Here is a 22,565-nt window from a genome sequence, read left to right on the forward strand (position 1 = left end):
CTCCCCATGCCAGCCCGACTCCTCGCCAGGAGCCGGGCCGGTCCAATTTCATAGGAGCACCCTCATGTTCCCCGACCTCATCTTGCCCGTAAGCGACTTCGAGCATCAGCTCGGGGCCTGCGTCAACGCTATGGGCCAGGACGACGCCATCGGCCAGATCCTGGTATTCGAGCGCATGCGTGGCACGCTGCACATGCGCCATATCGCCAGCGCCGACCTGGTGGACACCGACATCGACGACTACGAAATGGTCGTGTTCGATGGTGGCAACACCAGCGGCGACACGTGGAAGCACGTTTTCTTCCCGCGTCAGCGCGAGCATTACTTCGTGTACGAAGCCTGACCCCAAGCCCCTTCCGAGGGGCTTTTTTTTGGTGCGCCCGGCAGGGCGCACTCACTTGGAGGTGCAAGTCCTCTACTCGCCCGACAAGGGGAAGAGTTAGCCGAAGGCAAGGGTTCCGTGGGCGACCGCGGGTCTGAAGGAAGCCGGATGGCAAAGCGCTGGCCTGACGCACAGGAAGCGGATACGAGGCGTAGTGACTGGGTAAGGCGGCCGAAATCGTCAAAGCCCGAAACTTGTACTGGCGTTGCTACGTAGATCCGACAGGCATAAGCGCGAAGGTGGGTGCGCAATACCCGGGGAGATCTGGTCACGTGCTGGGGCATATTCCAGCTACCGGAGCCGCAAGGCAAGGGATGCGTGACCAGAAGTCAGCAGAGGGCATAGTAGTTCGAGGCGAAGGCGGTGAGCCGATGAGTACCCCGAACGAAGGCCCGAACAGAGGATACCGAGAGTAGGACAGATGATCTCGACGCTGGTTGATGAAGCAGAAGCCCTGGTGACAGGGGCCACGGAACCCAGTACCGGCCGGAAGCCGGGGGGAAGGTCTCGTGGTGCTGAAGCTGGCGCGGCGACAACTGGGCAAACGAAATCGGAGAGCGGCTCGCTCCTGGAGCGGGTCGTAGAGCGCAGCAACATGAGGCTGGCGTATCGACGGGTCAAGCGCAATGGCGGATCGGCCGGGGTTGATGGTCTGACCGTCCAGGAGCTCGGAGCTTGGCTCAAGATGCACTGGCCCAGCGTGAAGCAGGCGCTGCTGGCGGGGACGTATATGCCGCAAGCGGTGCGCCGGGTGGACATCCCCAAGCCAAGTGGCGGGGTACGTAGTCTAGGCGTGCCAACGGTGGTGGATCGTCTGATCCAGCAGGCGTTACATCAAGTTCTCCAGCCGATCTACGAGCCGACCTTCTCGGCCAGTAGCTTCGGGTTCCGGCCGGGGCGCAGCGCGCTCGACGCAGTACGGCAGGCGCAACGCCATGTCCAAGCCGGACGGCGCTGGGTGGTTGATATCGATCTGGAGAAATTCTTCGATCGGGTCAACCACGACGTGCTGATGGCGCGGGTGGCGCGCCAGGTACAGGACAGGACGACCCTCAAGCTGATCCGTCGCTTCCTGGAAGCGGGGGTGATGGCGGGCGGGGTGGAACAGTCCCGTACGGAAGGGGCGCCCCAAGGCGGCCCGCTGTCGCCGTTGTTGTCGAACGTACTGCTGACGGATCTGGATCGGAAACTGGAGAAGCGGGGCCTGGCGTTCTGTCGCTACGCTGACGATTGCAACATTTACGTCGGCAGCGAGCGGGCGGGACACCGGGTCATGGCAGGCATCAGGACCTATCTCGAGAAGGTCTTGAGGCTAAAGGTGAACGCGTCTAAGAGCGCGGTTGCTCGACCGGGAAGCCGTAAGTTCCTGGGATATCGGGTAGCCGAACGCCACGCAAGCGTCAGCCTGTACGTCGCCCCGGAAAGTATCGGGCGGCTCATGGAGCGCGTGCGTGACGTGATGCGGCAAGGGCGCGGTCAGTCCTTGGTGAAGGTTATCCAGAGGCTGAACCCGCTGCTACGCGGATGGGCGAACTACTTCCGCCTAACCGTGCAGCGGCGGCGCATGCAGGATCTGGATGGCTGGGTGCGTCGTCGTCTTCGCTGTCTGCTCTGGCGGCAGTGGAAAACTGGGCGTACACGCCAACGCCGCATGATTGCGCTGGGGCTGGACCCGCAACGGGCCTGGAAATCCAGCGGCAATGGTCGCGGCCCATGGTGGAACGCCGGGGCATCTCACCTTCAACAGGCGTTGCCTAACGCCTACTTCACGGCCATGGGGCTGGTCTCGATCCGCGACACCGTGGATCGCCTCCAGCGTATCAACTGAACCGCCGTATGCGGAACCGCACGTACGGTGGTGTGGGAGGGCTGAGGGGGTAACCCCTCACCCTACCCAATCCCGTAGCACAGGAAAGCGGGTGTGGCGCGGTGCGGTTTCCTGCGGGCGGGCCACGCATCCCTAAACCATCCTTGCCCCCATGTTCGTCGGCGCAGCCGACACATGCCCAGGCAGCCAAGACCTTCGAGGCTGCAAGCACGGGAAACCGCGCTGGTCGTTTCTTCCCACGGACGCTCCGCGTCCATCCACCCACAAGGGACCTCTCCCTTGCGGGCGGGGAATCCCTTGTTCTTCCTCAAGGAGATTCCCATGGACCGTTCTCTCATCAAATCCATGATGCCTTCGCTTGTCGCAGGCCATGTGCCCCGCAACTTGCGGTCGATCAAGTACCGCTTTTTCGATGATCAGCCGCAGTCCTCGACGCTGGGCTTCGCCATCGATCCCCAGCCCTTCGACGGCAAAGTGGTCGCGGCCAACGACGACGCCATCGTCGTCAAGCTCAAGCCCAGCGAGTTTGCGGTGCTCGATCCCAACCTGGTCACCACCGTTCCCAGCGAGGGCGCCAAGGTACATGTCCAGCCCTACGCACGGCGCCGTTTCGACGGCCTGCGCGCGGACACCCCGGAAGTGATCACCGAGAAGACCGCAGACGGTGTTCCCTACACCATCACCAGGCACATCCTCGGCTCCGCGCCGGCCAAGCTGCCCATCCCCGAGCCGCAGTGCATGGAACTGGGCCAGCTCATCCAGCAGTTGGAGGAAATGCCGGCGCCCGACGGGTTCCGGCGCATCACCCACATGCTGGTCGATGCGAGCGCCCGCGACTTCACCTGGGTCGATCCGAAGCCGTCCAAGATCATCGAGACACCCCCGGCGATCGGCTTCACGGTCTCGACCGCGAAGTTCGAGGGCCAGGTGACGATCCTCTACGACCGCGGCGGCGACACCTACGTGGTGGAACTGCATCGGGATGGCGAACTTGTCGATCGGCATGACGAGGTCTATTTCGACATGCTCGGCGAAGTACTGGAGAGACTCATCGACGACGGAAACTGGCCGGATCGACGTGAGCGTGATCGATGCCAAGGCTTCCCGGCGACGCCAGGCGGTGCCGGCGTGATGTTCGAGGCGAGCGAGTGCTGGGTGGTGTATTCGCCCAACGAGTCCGCCATCAGCGACAGCGCCGGCTTCTGGTCCAACGAGTTCGGCTGGGTCCAGTTCGACCAGGCGACGCGCTTCTCGACGCAAGAGACCGGGAGCTTGCAGCTTCCGATCTCAACGGGTGGGGATGCGCGCTTCGTTCCCTGGCACGAAGCCCAGCAGCACTACGGCTGAGTTCGCAGCCTGCCGGCGACTTGCCCCCACAGGCCTTCCATCCGTTCGGGTGGAGGGCCTTTTTTTCTTCATCCCCACAGGAGATTTCAACCATGGCACTGCGATTCAAAGGCACCGATCTGCGGCCGGTGCTGGCCGAGGCCGTCGCCAACCAATGCCGCGTCGTCCTCGCCAAGGACCAGGGCGTGTACTTCCTCGCCGAGCGCGGAGAGCGCCGCCCCGATGGCCGCGTGAAGCTGCTGGCCTACGCCGTCGGCTGCAACCCGGATACCGACCGTTCGATGACTGGTGGGAACTGGCACGCGCCGAGCTGGGCGGCGACGACTTCGGCGAGTTCTTCGACCCGAAGGAAGGCGTCTTCGCACGCATCCTGCACGGCACGGACGATCTGATGCTGTCCGCCACCCCCACGCAACTGTCGCTGGAGGTGGTGCCAGTGGTGTAGCACGGCTACCACCGTCCCTCACAGCCCCCGTCACGGGGGCTTCCTTTTCTCCGCACCGCGGTCATTGCCGCTTGTGCGCGTTCGTCTCCGGCCGCCATGGCCCGCCCCGTCGGCATGCCCGCCGACATGCCCTCGGAGACGACCGCATGCACGACCCGTTCAAGATCACACAGCCGACCTGCATCAGCTTCTCGGGCGGGCGCACCAGCGCCTACATGCTCTGGCGCGTGTTGCAGGCCAATGGCGGCCTGCCTGCCGACACTCTGGTCTGCTTCGCCAACACCGGCAAGGAGATGGAGGCGACCTTGCGCTTTGTGCGCGACTGCGCCGAGCACTGGCAGGTGCCGATACGCTGGCTGGAATACCTGCCCACGGAGCCAGGCTTCACGCTGGTGGACTTCGATCGGGCCAGCCGCCAGGGCGAGCCGTTCGAGGCGCTGATCCGCAAGCGCCAGTACCTACCTAATCCCGTCGCGCGCGGCTGCACGACCAGCCTGAAGATCCGCCCGATGCACCGCTACCTGCGGCATCTGGGGTGGACGGACTGGGACCAGATGATCGGCATTCGCGCCGACGAGCAGCGCCGCGTCGCCAAGATTCGCGCGCGCGGCCATTCCACCGAATCGACCCGCGAGACCATGTGCATGCCGCTGGCGGACGCCGGCGTCACCGTGCGCGACGTGGACGCCTTCTGGCAGGCTCAGCCGTTCAACCTCGACCTGCTGACGGTAAACGGGCGCACGCTCGAAGGGAACTGCGACCTGTGTTTCCTGAAGCCGCGTGGGCAGCGCCTGGCGCTCATCAAAGCCCGGCCCGAGGCGGCCATCTGGTGGGTGCGCATGGAGTCGCTGAACCTCGCCAGCAAGCCCAGCGGTGCCCGGTTCCGCGCCGATGGCCCGAGCTATGCCGACCTGGCGCGCTTCGCCGCCGATCAGGGCGATCTGTTCGACACCGCCGAAGAGCCGATCGCCTGCTTCTGCGGCGACTGACGAATAGGGATGCCCCCGGATGCCGATTGATTGCTGCCGCGCGCGCGAGCCCCAGCCATGCTGACCCCATGCCTGCTGACGTTGTCAGCGACATGCCAGGCAACCATCGGTCTTCGAGGTTGCCGCGCAGTACCTACTGCGTGACCGAGCCAGCTCGCACCGCATCCATTTGCGAGCGGCCACCAGTCTCTGGTGGCGGATGCTTTCGCCTTATCAACCCACCGCGGGGTTACGCACCTTTCCCCGCATGCGTGGGGCCGGTGTGTCTCCGCTTCATCCCTATGGAGATTCACCATGAGCAACACGTCCAACGAGAAATCGTATTTCGACCTCCACACCTCCGGCATCGGCTACATCCAGCGTGCCCGCGAGGTTCCCGTCCGGGGCGGCCGCCGTGCGCAGCCGTTCCTGGCTTGCACCATCGCCGCGCTGGTCGGTCCCGCCAAGGACCCGACCTACCGCTACTTCGACGTCAAGGTCTCGGGTGCCGAGGCCAAGAAGCTGGTCGAACGCTACATCGGCGTCGACGATCCCAAGCAGCGTCCGCTGGTGCGCTTCCGCACTGGCGATCTGCGCGGTGATCCGTACATCCGCGACAAGGGTGAAAAGAAGGGCCAGGCCGGCGCGTCCCTCAAGGCACGGCTGCTCAAGGCCGAGCCGCTTGACCGGGCCGAACTGGCTTCGATCAAGCAGCACGAACTGATCACCCGCGGCATCGGCTACCTCAGCCGAGTGAAGGACGTCACCCCCAAGAATGGCGACCCCTTCCTGTCATGCACCATCGCCGCCCTGAGCGGACCTGTCGATGAACCGGAATATCGGTACTTCGACACCATCGTCGCCACCCCCGAGGCCGAGCACCTGGTTCGCCGGTGCGTGCAGGCCATCGAAGGGGACCGCAAGGTGCTGATCGCCTTCCGTCTGAACGACATGAAGATCGATCCGTACATCCGCACCAAGGGCGAGCGCGCCGGGGAACCGGGAGCGAGCCTGGAATCGACGCTGGTCCACATCGGTCTGATCAAGATCGACGGCACCCAGGTCTATCCGACGAGCCAGGCGCAAGCCGAGGCGCCGCAGGCCGAGGACGCACCCGCGCCCGAAGCCGAGGTTGCCGCCGACACCGCTGCCGACCAGCCTGTCGAGCCCGCCGAGCGCGAGCCCGCAGGTGAAGTCGAGGAGCAGGAGCCGGCATTGGCTGCTTCGTTCTGATCCTGCATGGCCCCTCACGGGGCCTTGCCTTTTTCCTATTCCCAAGGAGAACCATCATGGTAGCCACCTCGGAAGCCACAAGATCAGTCCTACCCATCGTCGTCCCGGGCCAGCTCACGTTGCGAACCATCCGCGGCAAGAACGGCCCGTTCACGGTCGGTCGTTTGACCACGCCCATCGGCGAATTTGCCGTGAAAGACCCGGAATTGGAGCAGTATCCCGAAGGCAAGTACGACGGGGAGTTCGTCATCCGCGTGCGACGTGAAGTCGCTTAAGTAATTGTTCCAACGGAGGAAACTCCGCGGAGGAACCTGGTGTTCCGTCATCAGTAGCCTACCGGCACATGCAGGACTGGTAACGGTCTTGTGTGAAGCTGCCGGGACAATGTAGCTGGGCCCTCGGGCTGCGCTGATGCCGTGAGGCAAGGCGTTATCTGCAAGCATCAATGCGGATACGGCGCTAGGCTGGGTGGTATGACCAACGCAAGTGAACTGCTATTAAACATCGTTACGAATAACAAGCCAAAGATGCTGACAGGCTTGAACCAAAAGGTATGCGGTCGGTTGCTCTCTTTCGGATTGAGAGCACACGGACATCATGACCGCCGGTGAAAAGGCAGGGTCTAACCCATCTCGTTACTCAAGCGAAACACGGTAAGCCCGTATCGCTGCCCATTGGGGCAGGCAGACCGTAAGGAATGCTGTTGGCGGTGCGGGTATAGGAATGTGGAAAAAGCGAATGCTGTCCTGTAATGGGGCGGATAGGGGTTGAGCCGCAAGGCGACATCACTCCACGCGAAAGCGGGCAGACTTCCACTTGGTCTTTCTCTACGAGAGAACTTGTCCAACCTTCTTAAAGAGGGAATTGCAGATGACTACGCAAGAAATTGCTTGCGCGGGTGCGCCCTCACGCGAATCGGTCACATGGCACAGCATCGACTGGGCTGCGTGTCACCGTGAAGTGCGAAGGCTCCAAGCGCGTATCGTAAAGGCGACACGGGAAGGAAAACATGGCAAGCTGAAAGCCCTGCAATGGATTCTGACCCACTCGTTCAGCGGCAAAGCATTGGCCGTCAGACGAGTCACCGAGAACCAAGGCAAGAAGACGCCGGGTGTGGATGGCATCACATGGTCCACCCCGGAAGCCAAGTCTGAAGCCATGTTGTCACTCAAGCGGTGCGGGTATCGTCCCCAACCGCTGAAGCGTGTCTATATTCCCAAAGCCAATGGGAAGATGCGGCCGCTGGGTATCCCGACCATGAAGGACAGAGCGATGCAGGCGCTATACCTGCTTGCTCTTGAACCCGTGGCCGAGACCACTGCGGATAGGCGCTCATTTGGGTTCCGACCAGAAAGGTCCACGGCGGATGCTATCGAACAGTGCTTCAAATCACTGTCCATGAAGGCGTCTCCGCAATGGGTTCTGGAAGGCGACATCAAAGGCTGCTTCGACAACATCAGCCATGACTGGCTCATGGGTCATGTACCGACAGATCGCGAGATTCTGAGGAAGTGGCTCAAGGCCGGATACATGGAAGATCGGCAACTTTTTCCAACCGAAGCCGGTACCCCGCAAGGGGGCATTATCTCGCCAACCCTGGCGAATCTCGTCTTAGATGGTCTTGAAGCGAAGCTGTTTCAGACGTTCGGCAAAGAACGTTTTATAAATGGCAAGCAGATCACCATGAAAGTCAACTACGTGCGGTATGCGGACGACTTCATCGTGACAGGACGCTCGAAAGAGCTACTGGAACAAGAGGTCATGCCGATAGTCAAGGAATTCATGCGGGAACGGGGGCTCACGCTCTCACCGGAGAAGACCAAGATTACGCACATAGACGAGGGCTTTGATTTTCTAGGTCAAAACGTGCGCAAGTACAGCGGCAAGCTGTTGATTAAGCCGTCGAAAACGAACGTGACAACCTTTCTGGAAAAAGTGCGCTCCGTGGTCAAAGGAAACAAGGCGCTAAATCAGATACATCTGATCAAGCTACTTAACCCGATGATCCAAGGCTGGGCAAATTATCACCAGCACGTCGTCTCAAAAGCGACGTTCGCGAGTGTCGATCATCAGATTTGGCATGTGTTGTGGCAGTGGGCCGCCCGTCGGCATCCGCATAAGGGTAGTGTCTGGATCAAGCAGCGCTACTTCCATTCCGTAGGCTCCCGTAACTGGGTGTTTGCGGCGGCGACAGGTGAAAAGTTCCCCGATGGGAATTCGATCCTGGCGGTACTGCGGAAGGCAACGGATACGCCCATCCGGCGACACCGGCTAATCAAGTTGGAGGCTACTCCACTCGACCCGCTGTGGGAAACGTACTTTGAGGAGCGTATGAGCCTCAAGATGCAGAACTCACTGAGGGGCAGGAAGAAGCTCATCAACCTCTGGTTGGATCAGGATCGCCGTTGTCCAATCTGCCAGCAATTGATCACGCAGGAATCGGGGTGGCATGTCCACCACATCATCCGGCGGGTCGATGGCGGAAAGGACGGGAGTACCAACCTCGTGATGGTGCATCCGAACTGTCATAACCAGATCCACGTCAATGGTCTCAAGGTGGTGAAGCCGGTTCGCGAAAGCGAGCTTTGAAAGGCTTGAGCCGTATGAGGGGAAACTCTCACGTACGGTTCTTAGGGGGGGATGGGCCAGTAATGGCCTGTCCCTACCCGACTACATCTTCGCGAAGTCCTATCCGGTCGCGGGCGGCGCGCGCTTTGAAGTCCGCGCCAACCTCGACGGCATGACGCTCAATGGCATCGACAAACTAAGCCGTGACGAGGCCCGCAGCTTCGCCACCCAGGAAGTCGATCCGCTTGATGAAGAGCAAGAGGCACAGCCAGCGGCAACGCCGGCCAAGCCCGTCAAAGCATCCAAACCCGCCAAGCCCGCACCCGTGCAGGCGTCGGCGGACCCGCTGGTCGATACCACGCCTTTCGGGGTGGATGCGCCGACGCCCGCCGCGGTTGCTGCCACCGGCAGTGCCGAGGATGGCGATGCCGCGCTGTTCGGCAGCCTGTGGCCGCTGGGCGAATCCGTGAAACTGGATTCGACCATCGACCGCCGCGCGTTGCGTGCGCAGATCGCCCGCCTGGGTGAACTGGGCTACGCGCTGGACTTTAAGACGCAGGAGTGGAGCCGCCAGGCCGAACTGCAACCTGCGTGATCGCAGACGCCGCATCCGCGGTGTTCTTCATCCACCCGCCGGGGTTCCTTCCCCATGCGGGGGGAGGCTCCGGCTTTCTTCTGGAGGTCTCCACCATGTCCACCATCGCTTGCGATACACCTCATACCGCGCTGGACGAACCCGCGTGGCGCGCTGTCTGCAAGACGGCCGCCGAGCATGCCCAGCGTGGTTGCGGCCTGTCCTGGGATCACTGGGTCACTCTCTTCAGTTCGGAGATCGACGCGCAAGCCAGTCGATTGCCGGAAAACCAACGGGCTCAGGCCCTGGAAATCGCGACCCAGGAATGGGACTACGCAACGCCTGCCCAACGGCAGGAAACCCGGGACTGGAACGCTGCAAACGGCTACTGCTCCCATGGCATCGAACTGGGCTACTGCCCAGCCGGTTGCGGTTCCTAGTCCGCACCGGACTCCATCGCCGCACACGCGGCATTCCATCACCCGCTGGGGGTTCTCCCCCAAGGAGAGGCCTCCGGCTCCATTCTTCAGGAGGCCTCTCATGGGCTGGTATTTCTCCCCCCAATCGCGGTCTGAACTGATCGCGGAACTGATCGCACCGCAAGAGACCGAGCGCGCCAGCGTCAAGGTCATCGCCCACGCGCTGCGCGGCAACGTCCTCTGGTCCGTCGCGGAAGTGACGGCCAAGGTCGAAGGTGTGCATCGTCATCTGGCGCCGGGCCAATCCCTGCGCTACATCCGCTGCGATCTGCTCGAACGCAGCGGCGGCCAGTGGGGCTACAAGCCGCTGGACGAGTCCATGCACCCGTACTACTACTCGTGCCCGCTGTCCTATCTGGACCTCGCACCGGAGCAGTCCGCCGACTGGCGTGCAGGCGTTCGCGCCTACCACGCGCGGCGGCGCACACCCACGGCACCTGCGGCATCCACCGCAGCGCTGATGGCCTGAGCCAGGAGGAACCGACATGGACCCGATCCTGGCTGCGCTCCCGCCCTCGCTGCTGAAGCTCGTTGAAGGGAGTTTGTCCAACGACGAAGTTTCTTCCGACGAGGAAATGCTGGAGTACCTCATCAGCAATGGCCTCACCGAGGAACAGGCACGGCAGGCGCTGACCTACCGCGACCAGTACCTCAACAACATCTACCTGGACGGCTTCACGCCGATCACCGCGGTGGACGACGCACTCCACTTCAACCCGCACACCCGGCAGTTCGAGCCGGACTGAGCGAATTTCTTCCACCCCCTGGGACAGTGCTTGCCCCAGCGGGCGGTGCTGTTCCCGTTTATCCGAGGACACCACCATGCCCGCACACACTTCTTCTACCACGCTGTATCGCATCGACGAATGCTCCGACGTGATGGCCGACGCTTGCGTCGGCGACGACCAGGGCAACCTGATCTTCCTGTCGATCTGGGCGCGGGACACCGCCGTCCAGCAGTTCCTCGCTCGTCTGACCCTCGGGCGCGACAAACAGGGCCTGGACCAGTTCCACGTCATCACCGACCAGGGCGGCAGCGTCCCGGTGTTCATCGGCAACGTCGATCGTCTGGAAAAGCGCATGACCCGCGCCTACCGGCGAACGCTGTTCGGTTCGCTGTCCAACGTGTGGCTGTTCGACCGCCGCTGCGTCAAGCCCGACAAGGCCAACGCCAGCGCACTGGCATTGCTGCCCAAGGGCAGCGCCCACCGGCTTGACCGCCTGTGGATGCTGCTAAGGGACACCTGCCCACTGCCGCTGCTCGACCACTGGCGCGAACCCGTGCTGGAACTGCTACAGACCCGCGAGATGCTGGCCCGTCTTCCGTTCGCCCTCGGGCCGCTGGAAGGCCATCGGCTCGCCATCGACGTGCCGGCGCTGACCCTGGCGCTGGGCTCTCTGATCCGCAGTGACGTGCTCACCGCCTATCCCTATCCGGCCAAGATTTGGACGCCGGAAGCGGTAGCGGCTTGACCCACCCGCGAGGGCACGCCAAAGCGTGCGTTCGCACTTCATCCCCGCCAACCAGGAGACTTCCATGGCCCTCATGTTCCCGCGGCTCGCCCGCAATTTCGCCAAGAACGGGTATTACCCGACCGACGAACCCACGCTCGAAAGAGCTCTCAACGCACTGATGCCCAGCGATGGTCCGATGTGCATCCTCGATCCCTGCGCCGGCGAAGGCGTGGCGATCGCCGAAGCCGCTCATGCCCTCGGGCGCGAGCAGGCCAAGGCGTTCGCCGTCGAGTTCGACGCGGAACGGGCACGCCATGCCCGCGGCCTTGTCGATCACTGCCTGCACGCGGACCTGATGGACACGATGATCTCCAAGCAGTCATTCGGGCTGCTCTGGCTCAACCCGCCGTATGGCGACCTGTCCAAGGACGTCAACGGCAACATCGGCTATCAAGGTCAGGGCCGTCCCCGCTTCGAGAAACTGTTCTACCAGCGCAGCCTGTCGCTGTTGCAGTACGGCGGTGTGCTGGTCTTCATCGTCCCCGGCTACGTGCTCGACGCCGAGCTGGTCGGCTGGCTGACGCGCCACTACACGGACCTGCGGATCTACCGAGCGGTGGAGACGCAGTTCAAGCAAGTGGTGATCTTCGGTCGCAGGGTGCGTCAGCGCGAGCTGGCACCCGATGGTCTCAAGGCCGTGCGCAATCTGCTGCTGCAGGTCGGGCTTGGTGAAGTCGAAGCCGAGGAGCTGCCGAGCGAATGGCCGTTCCTGCCGTACATCGTTCCCGCCAGTCCGGCCGAGCCGGAGCATTTCTTCCGCGTGACGATGGAGCCGGAGCAATTCGCCGATGAAGTCGGCCGGCTGCAAGGCCTCTGGCCGTCGCAGGACACGCACCTGGGGGCAGCGCAGCAGTCGCTGCGTCCACCGGCGCGTGCCTTGTCCCACTGGCATCTCGCCCTGGCCCTGGCCGCGGGCGCGATCTCGGGGGTTGTGCGCTCCAAGACCGGGCGCGTGCTCGTCGTCAAAGGTGACACCCACAAGGACAAGACGCTCCAGCGGGAATTCACCGAACGCGAAGACGGCTCCATCGCCGAGACCCGCATCCTCACCGACAAGTTCGTGCCTGTCATCCGCGCGTGGGACATGACGCCCGGCTCCGCTACACGGGGCGAGGTCCTGACCATCCGTTAATCCATCGGACGCGCTGTCGTCCTGCTGTACCACATCGAAGGAGAAACACCATGTTCCCCAATCTGTTCAAGCGGCCCGCGCCGCAGAAGCAACCGTTGTTCGCACCAGGTACGTTGCAGTTGAGCGAGAAGGTGCATTGGCTGGCCCGCAAAGGCCTGATCGACCCCTTGGCTCTTGTCCAGCGCCATGTGCGCGGTGACTGGGGCGAGACCGATGAGGCCACCCGTCAAGCCAACGATGTCGCAATCCGTGGGGACGATCCGATGATCTCCCACTTCAGGATCACGCCCGAACTGGTGTTGATCGTCAAGACCAGCGAGGACCACCAGACCACGGTGATCCAGCTTCCCGAAGAACGGGACATGATCTGACAGCACCATCGTCGTCTTCATCCACCTGACGGAGCCACTTCACTCCGCCAGGGGTGTCGTGGCTCAATGACTCATCAAGGAGGAGCCCATGGCATCACATCACATTGAAACCTACTGCCACGGGCTGGCGTTTCCAATCGGTGCGCTCATCTTCAGCAGGGGCATCGATCGCCTGGTCCGCACGGGTCGGCTCGACCCGATCCCGTACTTCAGGCGCCACACCCGTGGCGACTGGGGCGACGTCAACATCCAGCAATGGCAGGCCAACAGCACTGCACTGCAATCCGGTGCATCGCTGGAATCCCGCTACGTGATCCATCCGGGGCTGGCCATCCGCATCGTCACCGATGCGGAGCGCAGCGCCACCGTCATCGTGCTGCCGTCCGAAGACTGAGCACGATTCACCAGCAGGCCGCCACGGCCGGCAACTTCGACCACCTCGGCCAAGCGCCGATTTCCTTCCCACTGCGGGGCATGCCATTGGCCCGCTGGGGGTAGTGCATGCCCCATTTTTCATTGGAGCATCACCATGTCCCTCGATCTCGAAACCACTGCCGCTGAAGCCGCGCCCGTACAGGGCGAACTGCTCGATGCGGAATCTTCCCCTCTGACCCTGAGCCTTCAGGATTTTGTCGGCGAGTTCGGCGACGAACTGCTCGACGCCCTCAATAGCGCGAACCCGCCGGTCTATAACGGCCAGCCGCGGGCGCACCGGCAACTCGTCGTCGCCAGCCTCAAGCGCAAGCTGTTCCCGGCCCAGGCCGAAGTCGTCCACGCCGCCGCCGAGCTGCTAGTCGATCGGGGAGAACGCGCCGCGATCGTCAATGGCGAAATGGGTTGCGGCAAAACGACCGTCGGCATCGCCACGGCCGCCGCGCTCAACGCCGAAGGCTACCGCCGCACCCTGGTTCTTTCGCCACCGCACCTTGTTTACAAGTGGCGGCGCGAGATCCAGGAAACGGTAGCAGGTGCCAAGGTCTGGGTGCTCAACGGGCCGGATACGCTCGTCAAGCTAATCAAGCTGCGCGAGCAGTTGAATGTCCAGCCCACGGGCCAGGAGTTCTTTGTCCTGGGCCGGGTCAGGATGCGGATGGGCTTCCACTGGAAGTCCGTCTTCACCCAGCGGCGCACCCGCCACGGCGACGTGGCGGCCTGCCCGGACTGCGGCAGGGTCATCACCGACCTCGACGGCGAGCCGGTCAACCCGGTCGCCCTCCAAGCCGAGGAACACCGCAGGAAGTGCAGCCACTGCGCCGCGCCCCTGTGGACACTGATCCGCCCGCGCAGCCTGTCCGGCAGCGACCAGTCCTCGGCCGTGCTGAAAGCCCTCAAGCGCATCCCGACGATCGGGGAAGTCACCGCGCAGAAGCTGATGCAGAAGTTCGGCGACGGGTTCCTGGCGTCGATGCTGGGCGACAACATCCATGAGTTCATCAACTTGATGGATGGCAACGGCGAACTGGTCTTCTCTGACCGCCAGGCGCATCGCATGGAAAGAGCGATGGCGAACATGGAGTTCGGCTTTGGCGAAGGCGGCTACCAGCCGTCCGAGTTCATCAAGCGCTATCTGCCGCAAGGCACGTTCGACTTGTGCATCGCGGACGAGGCCCACGAGTACAAGAACGGTGGCAGTGCCCAAGGCCAGGCCATGGGCGTGCTGGCGGCGAAGGCTCGCAAGACCTTGCTGCTGACAGGCACGTTGATGGGCGGCTACGGGGACGACCTGTTCTACCTGCTGTTCCGAGCCCTGCCTGGGCGGATGATCGAAGACGGCTACCGCCCGACCACGAGCGGCAGCATGACCTCGGCCGCCATGGCGTTCATGAGGGACCACGGGGTCCTCAAGGACATCTACTCCGAAAGCACCGGCACGGCGCACAAGACGGCCAGGGGCACCAAGGTATCGGTGCGCACGGTCAAGGCTCCCGGCTTCGGGCCGAAGGGGGTCTTGCGGTGCATCCTGCCGTTCACGATCTTCCTCAAGCTCAAGGACATCGGCGGCAACGTCCTGCCGCCGTATGACGAGGAGTTCCGTGAAGTCGCAATGGACGTGGCGCAAGCCGCGGCCTACCGCGACCTGGCGGGTCGGCTGACCGCGGAGCTGAAACAGGCTCTGGCGCGACGCGATACGACGCTGCTGGGCGTGGTGCTCAATGTGCTGCTGGCTTGGCCGGACTGCTGCTTCCGGTCGGAAACCGTGGTGCATCCGCGCACGCGCAACACCTTGGCGTTCGTCCCGGCTCAGTTCAACGAGTTCGAGGTGACGCCGAAAGAGCGCGAGCTGATCGACATCTGCAAGGAAGAGAAGGCGCAGGGCCGCAAGGTTCTGGCCTACACGGTCTATACCGGCACGCGCGACACCACGTCGCGCCTGAAGGTGCTGCTGGAGCAGGAAGGTTTTCGGGTGGCAGTGCTGCGCGCGAGCGTGGATGCCAGCCGCCGCGAGGACTGGATCGCCGAGCAACTGGACCGTGGCATCGATGTGCTCATTACCAACCCTGAGCTTGTCAAGACGGGATTGGACCTGTTGGACTTCCCGACGATCGTGTTCATGCAGTCGGGCTACAACGTGTACTCGCTCCAGCAGGCGGCGCGTCGCTCCTGGCGCATCGGACAGAAGCAGTCCGTGCGCGTGATCTATCTCGGCTATGCCGGCTCCTCTCAGATGACCTGCCTGGAGCTGATGGCCAAGAAGATCATGGTCTCGCAGTCCACCTCGGGCGACGTGCCCGAATCGGGCCTGGATGTACTTAACCAGGACGGTGATTCCGTCGAAGTGGCGCTGGCCCGGCAACTCGTTGCAGCGTAAATTCTGCGACAACGCCGGCATCCCCATTGGGATGCCGGTTTTTTTTTGCCGCCCCTCAGTAAGGCGCGGAGCTTGCGTTGCCTAGGCTACTGCTGCAAGCCGGCGGTCCGCATCCGATTCTCCAACTCGTCCAAGAACGGGGAGCGTCCAAGCCGCATCGGGCCGAATCGACCATCGACAAAGCCCGAATAGAGCATGTGGACCTCGTCACGGGCGCGGGTCAGGCCCACGTAGAAGAGGCGACGACTTTCGCGCAATTTCTCGGGACTCTCATTGCGCCACGGCAGGTTCCCAAGATCGAGACCGACCATGATGACCACGTCGTACTCGCAGCCCTTGGCCGAATGTAAGGTCAATAGATTGAGGTGCGCTGGCGACCCATCTCGCCCCCCGAGGCTCACGATATCCAGGGAGGCCAATGCGCCACCTTCCGCGAGTGCCGCCGTCATACGGTCCAACTGCTCCTTCTGGTCGGCGAGCGCGCTCTCTGCGTCCAGCAGGTCATCGAGGATACCGGTCCGAAGCGCTGCAACGAACTCACGCGCAGGTTGAACATCCTGGCGCAGGGACCATAAAAGCGCGGTCAGCACTTGCCCCTCGCGTTTGGCCTGGCTCTCGTCCAGATGCGCACGGCGGAAAGCCAGATAACGTTCGATCAAACCACGCAACTGCGGCCGCCCGATGCGCCAGCCGCCTGCGCACCAGGCTGCGCAGTCCTCGACCCAACTCGTCAGGCCCACCTTGCGATAAGGCGCGGCATTGTCGACCCGGATGTAGTCGAGTCCGCTGGCCGTCGCCACCTCGGCAACGACGTCGCCTGCGCGGTAGTCCTTGTAGAGGATTGCGATATCACCAAGCGTCCGACCGGGCTTGGCCGCCAGAGCCGCCGGAATGATCTGCGCAATGGCATGCGCGGCCTGATCCGCTAAGCCCCCAGGACGCAGCACGAACGCGATGGACGCCTGACGCGTCGGGTCGTTCGCCCGATAACCGCGGGCTTCGCCCAACGCCAGCTCCGAGGCGTTAACGATTCTGGTACCTGATCGATAATTGAGCTGAAGCTGGACCCGCTCAATATCGTCGCGTGCGGCCAGTTCCGTGAGCAAGCCGCCGTCGGCCCCCGTGAAACCATAGATTGACTGATCCGCATCGCCTACCGCGAATAAGCGAACACCGCCATCGAACGCCAGGCGCTTGACGATCCGATGCAGCGCGACGCCCAAGTCCTGGTACTCGTCGACGGCGAGCACCGGAAACTTCGCCTGGACCAATGGCAGCACCCAGTCGTGCTCGACAATCAGCCGCTGGCCGAAGACGACCATGTCGTCGTAGTCGATTAATCCCTCGTTACGCAACGCCGCTTCGTAGGCGATCGCCCAAGCGGCAAGCTCCTCCTCGCTGCGCCACATGACGCTGTTTCGGTCGAGAACAGAGCGTCGGTGCCGCCCCAGATCGATGGCCTTGTACGGATGATTGGGCCCGAAGAGCGCGTCCCCCGACTGCCTCAGCAAACGGTCGCTCACCCGCTGCGTTGCCACCGCCAATGGAAACGGAATCGGCAGTTTGGCCAAGCGCCCGTAGGGCATCAGCAGATGGCGCAGGCAAAAGCCATGCACCGTGCCAATGAACAGGTTTGGTGCCTCTCGCAATCCCAAGCCTTCGAGGCGGCGAGTCAGTTCGCGCGCGCATTCCTGGCTGTAGGTAATGCATGCGGCTCCACGAGGGGCGCGGACGTCCTCGGCCAAGATGCGTGCGAGCTTCAGCACCAAGGTCTTCGTCTTGCCACTCCCCGGTCCGGCGAGCACCACGCAGTGCCCTTGCGAGTCGTATGCCGCCTGTTGGCCGGGATTGCCGGCTAGGTCTGCGGCCTGCGCCAGGTAGGCGGAGCTGACACTAGACGACGGCATCACGGATGTACTCAAGCGCAGAGCGAATGTAGTCCGGGCACGTGTCATCCGATACCGACACCGCAAGCGCCTGTGCAAACCGCCCCTTACCAATGCGCTCAATCATCGCCAGCAAACGGTCTTCATCAAGCTCATCTGGATCGTCCACCCAAGACTGCAGATCGTCCAAGCTTGCCCGCTTCAAAGGCAACTCTCGTTCGATCACCTGTTGCATCGACTCGGCCAAACCACCTGCGAATAGTTCAGGCTCCAGCGTGTTCTCGTTGACGAAGTATCCGAGTTCCACGGCGCGCTCCAGGACATCGTCCACGTCCCACTCGCCGTGATCGTCGCCCGGCTCGACCACATCGAGGACATTGGCGAGGCGCCGACGTACGCGCGGCGGCTTTCCGTCGACCGGGTCACGGTCGGTCAAGATCACATGCGGGATGTTTAGGCCATGAGGCCCCAAGAGTTTCACGTAAGGAGTGAAGTTGGTGCCGCCCACCGAACACACCGTGATTCCCAGCATGTCGAGCGGGATACCCAGCGCTTCCGCGAATGCTGGGATGAGGAAGCGCTCCGCATCGCCCTCGACCAGAATGACGCCCCGTGAAAAGAAGATTTCGCCGCGCGTCACATCAATGTAGCGCTGCAGGTCTTCCTCGTCGCGTTGAGTGAAAGGAGCGTTCGCCGTAGAGACCGCCACGGTCTTCCCCTCTGACGCATCGTGACGAAGCAGGACGATCGACCGTATCGGCGCAACACTGGCGATATGCGGCGAGTGCGTGGTCAGAATCGTCGTGAGCGGAGGCACGTCCTCTTCGCCCTGTGCACCGGTGCCCAGGAAGTAGCGATACACCAGCCGCTGGACGTGGGGATGCAGGTGCGCCTCGGGCTCTTCCACTACGAAGAAGGTGTGGTCACGCTCGCCGTCCGACACCAGCCGGTCTAGTTCGAGACTCTTGAGCGCCAGGAAGATCAGGTTCGCCGTCCCGAGACTTGCGTCGCCGATGCCGCGAGCTCCGTTGTCGATCAGCAGCCGCAAGCTGCGCAACAGGGCATCGACGCGCGTCGGCGCCAGCCCGAGGCCTAGCGGGACGGCATGCTGCGCTCCCGCGAGGGCGACCAGCCTTTCGCTGATCCGTTCCGCAGCCTCTATTACCTCGTTGTGACCGGCAAGTTCCTGTTGGGCTTCGTCGACCTGCTGCTGAATCTCCTCTCGGGCGTCTTCATCGAGCGACGCTGCAAGGTCTTCGATGAGCGGCCGCAACGGTGAGTGACGCCAGCTCGCAAGATCCTTCTCCGCATCACGCAAAGCAACCTGAACGTCCAACGGCAACATGCGACGGAGCGCGCCGCCGATACGCATCTCGGGGTCGTTGCCGCCGAAGATCACGTACTCGTAGTCCCTCAGCGAATCGGGCTCCTCGGCCAGTCCGGCCTTCGGCTGAAAGCGATAGGTCAAGCGCGCCACCATGGGTGGCCCAGCCTCGATCACGCAGTCGTTGAGGTGGGCCATCAGTCGCGGATCGTCCGTGAAATCGGTAAGGTCGACCGACACCTCGATGGCTTCGCCGAGCTTGTCTGCGCCGAGGCCGTCCCAAAAGTGCTCAAGCCCCAATTGCCGGTCACGCTCGGACAATGCTGGATCGAGGATCAGTTGCAGGGCACGAATGAAGTTGCTCTTGCCGACCTTGTTCTCCCCCACGATGACGATGCTGTCGCCGGTCTCGACATCCACGTCCGAGAAATTGGCGAAATTGACTAGCCTGACACGTGAAATCCGCATTTCAAATCCCCCTTCCTTTTGGCATTTGATAGTAGCAGTCAGTGGCGAACTGCCCCATTCAGCTACTGAACAAACCGGACCACCTCCAGTTCGCATTCTTTGCTGATTGGCTGGACGCATCCGAAGAAGGTATCGGCTTATTGCAACAGAGAGCCGAGCCATGCAAGCCATTTGTCCGATCCGGCGTCTGGCCGGTGCCAGCCTGCTGGCAGCTACCGTCCTGACCACCGGCTGCGCGACGACCGCCGCACCGGTCGTGCCACCGCCCATCGAGCAGGCGATCTCGATACCCGAGCCGGCCGCGCCGGAACTCGTGCCGGTCGTGCGCTACGGTCGTTACACGCTGGTCGAACTGGCACCGACGGCCGCGCAGCGCGACCTGCTGTTGCAGACCATCGACGTGTCGATGCCGGAGGATGCCCGCGCAACGGTGGGCGATGGGCTGCGGCATGTGCTCAAGCGCAGCGGCTATCAGCTCTGCGAGACCGCGCACGCGGTAATTGAGCTGTACGCACTGCCGCTGCCGGCGGCGCACCTGCACCTCGGCCCCATGACCTTGCGCGATGCGCTGCTCACGCTTGCCGGCCCCGCTTGGGAACTGCACGCGGACGATCGGGCACGGCAAATCTGCTTCGAGCGGCCTGGCGACAGTATGTCCGCAGACAACGCATCCGCGCCGCCCGTCACCGAGGCGGCGCAGACGTTCCCGCTGGCACCCATGCCCGTGGTTTCGGGAGGCCAGCCATGAACGCTCCGCAATCCGCCCAGCGTTCAACCGCCGCCGTGGTGGTGCAGAGCCTGCTCTGGCTTTGGCTGTTCGGCCTCAGCGTCTTCGTAGCCCTCGGCTACCAGGCCATGCACGACCAGGCCGACCAGGAGAGGCTGGATTCCCGCCTGCAACGCCTCGAAGCGCAGGCAACAGGCCTGGCCGAGACCATCGAGACCATCCAACAGCGTCCGGCCGTCGCAACGGCGGTAGACCTCAAAGACACCCGCCAAATCCTTGAAGCACGCGCGGCCCAGGTCGAGAAAGCGCTGAGCGGCTATGCCGCTGCCGACGACCTTCAGTCGCTGCGCGCCGAGGTCGAGCAGCTCAAGACGCGCCAGACCGCAGCACGCGCCGCGGCACCGGCCCAGTCGCGCGCACCGAGCAAGGCTGCTGCCAGGCCCGAGCCACCGCCGCTCCCGTTCCGCATCGTCGGCGCCGAACTGCGCGCCGGCCAGCGCAGCGTGTCCGTCGCGCCGAGCAATGGGGACTTCACGCCTGACCAGCTTCAGGTGCTGCTGCCCGGCGATGCGATCGGCCTGTGGCGCTTGCTGGCCGTCGAAGGCAGCACCGCGGTGTTCCAGGCCGGCGACCAGACCCGTCGCATGGCGATTCCCTGACCGGAGCACACCACATGAAGCCGTCGATCATCCTTTCTGCGCTTGTGCTGGCGTCCGCCCACTGGCCCGCCTGGGCGCAGCAGCCGACCACGGCGCCCACGCGCAATGCGCAGAGCCAGGAACGTCCGCTGGCCGCCCGCATCCCGGAAGACCGGGTGGCAAGCGACTGGGGCCTGCAACCGCAGGAATGGACGCGCTATCGCGAACTGATGGACGGACCGCTGGGCATCTACTCGCCCAACCTGGACCCGCTATCGGCCCTGGGCATCGAGGCACGCACCGACGAAGAACGGCGGCGCTACGCAGAACTGCAGGTGCAAGCCGAAGCGCGCCGCGTCGAGAAGCTGCTCGCCTACCAGCGCGCCTACGACGAAGCCTGGCAGCGGCTGAACCCCGGCATGCAGCGGGTGAACCTGCCGGACGACAAGCCGGTCGCCGGCGCCACGCGCGGCTCCGGCCGCACGGCAGTATTCGTCAAGGACGGCTGCGTGGCCTGCGGCCAGCTCGTGCAGCGCCTGCAATCCGCGGGCGCCGAATTCGACCTGTACATGGTCGGCAGCCGCCAGGACGACGCGCGCATCCGCGACTGGGCCAAGCGCGCGAACGTCGATCCGGCGCGCGTGCGCAGCGGCAGCATCACGCTCAACCACGACGGCGGCCGCTGGCTAACCTTGGGGGTGCCCGGCGATCTGCCGGCGGTCGTGCGCGAGGTGAACGGTCAATGGCAGCGCCAGCCGTAGCCGCACCCCTGCGCGCACTGGTGCTCGCCGCTGGCCTGTATGCCTGCGTCGCCCAGGCCCAGGAGGTTCCGCCACCGGCCTACCAGCTCGCCGCGCAGCGTGCGGGCATCCCCTCGACGGTGCTCTATGCCGTCGCCTTGCAAGAGAGCGGCATCCGCCGCAATGGGCGTATGGTCCCATGGCCCTGGTCGCTCAACGTCGCCGGCCAGTCGCGCCGCTACGCCACCCGCGCCGACGCCTGCGCTGGCTTGCAACAGGCGATGCGCTCCACGCCGCACACGCGCATCGACGCGGGCCTGGGCCAGATCAACCTCGGCTATCACCGGCAGCGCTACGCCAGCGCGTGCGACTTGCTCGATCCGTACCGCAACCTCGCCATCGCCGCCGAGATCCTGAAGGAGCAGCACGCGCCGGGGGAGGACTGGCTTCTGGCGATCGGTCGCTACCACCGCCCCGCGGGTGGCGAGCCTGCCGCCCGCTATCGGCGCAGCGTGTCGCGCCACCTCGCCCGCGTGCAGGGCACGCGCCCAACCGCCGCAGCACTCGCCGCGCGCCAGGAGACCTCACCATGACGAAACCCCATTTGACCCTGTGGAGCCTGCTCGTGTCGCTGGCGGGCCTGCCGTTGGCCCTGTATGCCGGCGAGCCGCTGATTGTGGTCGAGGACCGCGGCGGCACGTCGGCGCTGCCGTACTACGAAGCCCTCAACCTCCAGCCGCGCGCAAATGCCCCGGCCCGGCCGCCCATCCCGACGCCACAGGTTCCCGTCACACCGGCGGACGAGGCCGCGATGCTGCCGGTGCGCAGCGCCAAGCTCACCCCCGGCACCGTCTCGCGGCGGGTGATCGAGGCACCGGGCCTGCGGCCGTTCGTGCTCATCGGCGACGACGAGACCTCCCATGCCTGGCTGCGGCGTCGTGCGACCTCGCTGCGCGAGCGCGGTACGGTCGGCCTGGTCGTCAACGTCGAGACGGTGCAGGCCCTTGCACGGCTGCGCGCCCTGGTGCCCGGCGTACCGCTCGCTCCCGTGGGCGGCGACGACCTGGCGGAGCGCCTGGGCCTGCGGCACTACCCGGCGCTGATCACGGCCACCGGCATCGAGCAATGAAA

21 protein-coding genes and 4 pseudogenes are annotated in these 22,565 nt (G+C 63.8%); 23 read left to right on the forward strand and 2 right to left on the reverse strand.

The annotated features are described in order from the left end of the window. The first annotated feature begins 64 nt into the window (after nt 1–64). The 18 genes and pseudogenes from AC3G88_RS13075 (at nt 65) to AC3G88_RS13160 (ending at nt 15,651) form a co-directional block, all read left to right on the forward strand. Nucleotides 65–343: a hypothetical protein gene (locus AC3G88_RS13075; protein WP_023082332.1), complete on the forward strand. Its 279-nt coding sequence runs from the start codon at nt 65–67 to the stop codon at nt 341–343. A 460-nt stretch (nt 344–803) separates the two neighbouring features. Continuing rightward, on the forward strand, nt 804–2,210 hold the full coding sequence (ltrA, locus tag AC3G88_RS13080) for a group II intron reverse transcriptase/maturase (protein WP_031668819.1): 1,407 nt from the start codon (nt 804–806) through the stop codon (nt 2,208–2,210). A 321-nt stretch (nt 2,211–2,531) separates the two neighbouring features. Further along, nucleotides 2,532–3,342: pseudogene (locus AC3G88_RS13085) on the forward strand (GTPase). After that, nucleotides 3,342–3,557, forward strand: coding sequence for a hypothetical protein (locus tag AC3G88_RS13090; RefSeq protein ID WP_031668818.1), 216 nt, complete (start codon nt 3,342–3,344; stop codon nt 3,555–3,557). The pseudogene AC3G88_RS13085 and the gene AC3G88_RS13090 overlap by 1 nt, the downstream one beginning before the upstream one ends. Before the next feature lie 92 nt (nt 3,558–3,649). Then, nucleotides 3,650–4,002, forward strand: a pseudogene (locus AC3G88_RS13095) (DUF3085 domain-containing protein). A 146-nt stretch (nt 4,003–4,148) separates the two neighbouring features. Further along, nucleotides 4,149–4,991, forward strand: a complete 843-nt coding sequence (locus AC3G88_RS13100) for a phosphoadenosine phosphosulfate reductase domain-containing protein (protein WP_023082328.1) — start codon at nt 4,149–4,151, stop codon at nt 4,989–4,991. 294 nt (nt 4,992–5,285) lie between these two features. After that, nucleotides 5,286–6,203 carry a DUF3577 domain-containing protein gene (locus AC3G88_RS13105; protein ID WP_023082327.1) on the forward strand — a complete coding sequence of 306 codons (918 nt, stop codon included), beginning with the start codon at nt 5,286–5,288 and terminating at the stop codon, nt 6,201–6,203. A gap of 56 nt (nt 6,204–6,259) precedes the next feature. Then, a pseudogene (locus tag AC3G88_RS13110) lies at nt 6,260–6,457 on the forward strand (DUF3275 family protein); the annotation flags it as partial. A gap of 616 nt (nt 6,458–7,073) precedes the next feature. Further along, the gene (gene ltrA, locus AC3G88_RS13115) at nt 7,074–8,792 is read left to right on the forward strand and encodes a group II intron reverse transcriptase/maturase (protein WP_023082325.1); all 1,719 of its coding nucleotides are present in this window, start codon (nt 7,074–7,076) and stop codon (nt 8,790–8,792) included. A gap of 82 nt (nt 8,793–8,874) precedes the next feature. Next, a pseudogene (locus tag AC3G88_RS13120) lies at nt 8,875–9,366 on the forward strand (DUF3275 family protein); the annotation flags it as partial. Nucleotides 9,367–9,461: 95 nt separating this feature from the next. Beyond that, nucleotides 9,462–9,785 (forward strand): hypothetical protein, encoded by a 324-nt coding sequence (locus AC3G88_RS13125; protein ID WP_023082323.1) that lies wholly within the window; start codon nt 9,462–9,464, stop codon nt 9,783–9,785. Nucleotides 9,786–9,885: 100 nt separating this feature from the next. Further along, a complete protein-coding gene (locus AC3G88_RS13130) occupies nt 9,886–10,293 on the forward strand; it encodes a hypothetical protein (RefSeq protein WP_023082322.1) in 408 nt (135 codons plus the stop codon). Nucleotides 10,294–10,309: 16 nt separating this feature from the next. Next, a complete protein-coding gene (locus AC3G88_RS13135) occupies nt 10,310–10,570 on the forward strand; it encodes a hypothetical protein (RefSeq protein ID WP_023082321.1) in 261 nt (86 codons plus the stop codon). A 76-nt stretch (nt 10,571–10,646) separates the two neighbouring features. Next, nucleotides 10,647–11,297: a hypothetical protein gene (locus tag AC3G88_RS13140; protein WP_023082320.1), complete on the forward strand. Its 651-nt coding sequence runs from the start codon at nt 10,647–10,649 to the stop codon at nt 11,295–11,297. A 40-nt stretch (nt 11,298–11,337) separates the two neighbouring features. Next, complete coding sequence (locus AC3G88_RS13145; RefSeq protein WP_258153065.1) at nt 11,338–12,471, forward strand: class I SAM-dependent methyltransferase; 1,134 nt, start codon at nt 11,338–11,340, stop codon at nt 12,469–12,471. Between the two features lie 50 nt (nt 12,472–12,521). After that, nucleotides 12,522–12,842 carry a hypothetical protein gene (locus tag AC3G88_RS13150; protein WP_023082318.1) on the forward strand — a complete coding sequence of 107 codons (321 nt, stop codon included), beginning with the start codon at nt 12,522–12,524 and terminating at the stop codon, nt 12,840–12,842. An 88-nt stretch (nt 12,843–12,930) separates the two neighbouring features. Next, on the forward strand, nt 12,931–13,236 hold the full coding sequence (locus tag AC3G88_RS13155) for a hypothetical protein (protein WP_023082317.1): 306 nt from the start codon (nt 12,931–12,933) through the stop codon (nt 13,234–13,236). A gap of 135 nt (nt 13,237–13,371) precedes the next feature. Continuing rightward, the gene (locus AC3G88_RS13160; protein WP_023082316.1) at nt 13,372–15,651 is read left to right on the forward strand and encodes a DEAD/DEAH box helicase family protein; all 2,280 of its coding nucleotides are present in this window, start codon (nt 13,372–13,374) and stop codon (nt 15,649–15,651) included. A gap of 86 nt (nt 15,652–15,737) precedes the next feature. On the opposite strand, the gene AC3G88_RS13165 is transcribed toward AC3G88_RS13160, so the two are convergent. Continuing rightward, nucleotides 15,738–17,558, reverse strand: coding sequence for an ATP-dependent helicase (locus tag AC3G88_RS13165; RefSeq protein ID WP_023082315.1), 1,821 nt, complete (start codon nt 17,556–17,558; stop codon nt 15,738–15,740). Next, nucleotides 17,545–19,329: an ATP-dependent nuclease gene (locus AC3G88_RS13170; RefSeq protein ID WP_023082314.1), complete on the reverse strand. Its 1,785-nt coding sequence runs from the start codon at nt 19,327–19,329 to the stop codon at nt 17,545–17,547. Before AC3G88_RS13170 ends, AC3G88_RS13165 begins: the two co-directional genes overlap by 14 nt. A 160-nt stretch (nt 19,330–19,489) precedes the next feature. Between AC3G88_RS13170 and pilL2 the strand changes: the two genes are divergently transcribed. From pilL2 to AC3G88_RS13195, 5 genes are read left to right on the forward strand one after another with little or no spacing between them, the layout of a single operon-like run. Continuing rightward, complete coding sequence (gene pilL2 / locus AC3G88_RS13175; RefSeq protein WP_023082313.1) at nt 19,490–20,077, forward strand: PFGI-1 class ICE element type IV pilus protein PilL2; 588 nt, start codon at nt 19,490–19,492, stop codon at nt 20,075–20,077. Continuing rightward, nucleotides 20,074–20,715: a hypothetical protein gene (locus AC3G88_RS13180; protein ID WP_023082312.1), complete on the forward strand. Its 642-nt coding sequence runs from the start codon at nt 20,074–20,076 to the stop codon at nt 20,713–20,715. Before pilL2 ends, AC3G88_RS13180 begins: the two co-directional genes overlap by 4 nt. A gap of 14 nt (nt 20,716–20,729) precedes the next feature. Beyond that, entirely contained in the window at nt 20,730–21,455 is a 726-nt protein-coding gene (locus AC3G88_RS13185) for a TIGR03759 family integrating conjugative element protein (RefSeq protein WP_023082311.1), read from the forward strand. Continuing rightward, entirely contained in the window at nt 21,437–22,027 is a 591-nt protein-coding gene (locus tag AC3G88_RS13190) for a transglycosylase SLT domain-containing protein (protein ID WP_023082310.1), read from the forward strand. The genes AC3G88_RS13185 and AC3G88_RS13190 overlap by 19 nt, the downstream gene beginning before the upstream one ends. Further along, nucleotides 22,024–22,563 carry an integrating conjugative element protein gene (locus AC3G88_RS13195; protein ID WP_023082309.1) on the forward strand — a complete coding sequence of 180 codons (540 nt, stop codon included), beginning with the start codon at nt 22,024–22,026 and terminating at the stop codon, nt 22,561–22,563. Before AC3G88_RS13190 ends, AC3G88_RS13195 begins: the two co-directional genes overlap by 4 nt. The last annotated feature ends 2 nt before the right edge of the window (nt 22,564–22,565 follow it).

It is taken from the genome of Cupriavidus sp. 86D6 (assembly GCF_057815095.1).

Coding starts and splice junctions, on each gene's coding strand:
- AC3G88_RS13190 (WP_023082310.1), top strand. CDS start 21,437: ATGGCAGCGCCAGCCGTAGCCGCACCCCTGCGCGCACTGGTGCTCGCC.
- AC3G88_RS13180 (WP_023082312.1), top strand. CDS start 20,074: ATGAACGCTCCGCAATCCGCCCAGCGTTCAACCGCCGCCGTGGTGGTG.
- AC3G88_RS13185 (WP_023082311.1), top strand. CDS start 20,730: ATGAAGCCGTCGATCATCCTTTCTGCGCTTGTGCTGGCGTCCGCCCAC.
- AC3G88_RS13155 (WP_023082317.1), top strand. CDS start 12,931: ATGGCATCACATCACATTGAAACCTACTGCCACGGGCTGGCGTTTCCA.
- AC3G88_RS13125 (WP_023082323.1), top strand. CDS start 9,462: ATGTCCACCATCGCTTGCGATACACCTCATACCGCGCTGGACGAACCC.
- AC3G88_RS13160 (WP_023082316.1), top strand. CDS start 13,372: ATGTCCCTCGATCTCGAAACCACTGCCGCTGAAGCCGCGCCCGTACAG.
- ltrA (WP_023082325.1), top strand. CDS start 7,074: ATGACTACGCAAGAAATTGCTTGCGCGGGTGCGCCCTCACGCGAATCG.
- AC3G88_RS13075 (WP_023082332.1), top strand. CDS start 65: ATGTTCCCCGACCTCATCTTGCCCGTAAGCGACTTCGAGCATCAGCTC.
- AC3G88_RS13150 (WP_023082318.1), top strand. CDS start 12,522: ATGTTCCCCAATCTGTTCAAGCGGCCCGCGCCGCAGAAGCAACCGTTG.
- AC3G88_RS13170 (WP_023082314.1), bottom strand. CDS start 19,329: ATGCGGATTTCACGTGTCAGGCTAGTCAATTTCGCCAATTTCTCGGAC.
- AC3G88_RS13090 (WP_031668818.1), top strand. CDS start 3,342: ATGTTCGAGGCGAGCGAGTGCTGGGTGGTGTATTCGCCCAACGAGTCC.
- AC3G88_RS13100 (WP_023082328.1), top strand. CDS start 4,149: ATGCACGACCCGTTCAAGATCACACAGCCGACCTGCATCAGCTTCTCG.
- pilL2 (WP_023082313.1), top strand. CDS start 19,490: ATGCAAGCCATTTGTCCGATCCGGCGTCTGGCCGGTGCCAGCCTGCTG.
- AC3G88_RS13140 (WP_023082320.1), top strand. CDS start 10,647: ATGCCCGCACACACTTCTTCTACCACGCTGTATCGCATCGACGAATGC.
- AC3G88_RS13135 (WP_023082321.1), top strand. CDS start 10,310: ATGGACCCGATCCTGGCTGCGCTCCCGCCCTCGCTGCTGAAGCTCGTT.
- AC3G88_RS13165 (WP_023082315.1), bottom strand. CDS start 17,558: ATGCCGTCGTCTAGTGTCAGCTCCGCCTACCTGGCGCAGGCCGCAGAC.
- AC3G88_RS13105 (WP_023082327.1), top strand. CDS start 5,286: ATGAGCAACACGTCCAACGAGAAATCGTATTTCGACCTCCACACCTCC.
- AC3G88_RS13195 (WP_023082309.1), top strand. CDS start 22,024: ATGACGAAACCCCATTTGACCCTGTGGAGCCTGCTCGTGTCGCTGGCG.
- AC3G88_RS13130 (WP_023082322.1), top strand. CDS start 9,886: ATGGGCTGGTATTTCTCCCCCCAATCGCGGTCTGAACTGATCGCGGAA.
- ltrA (WP_031668819.1), top strand. CDS start 804: ATGATCTCGACGCTGGTTGATGAAGCAGAAGCCCTGGTGACAGGGGCC.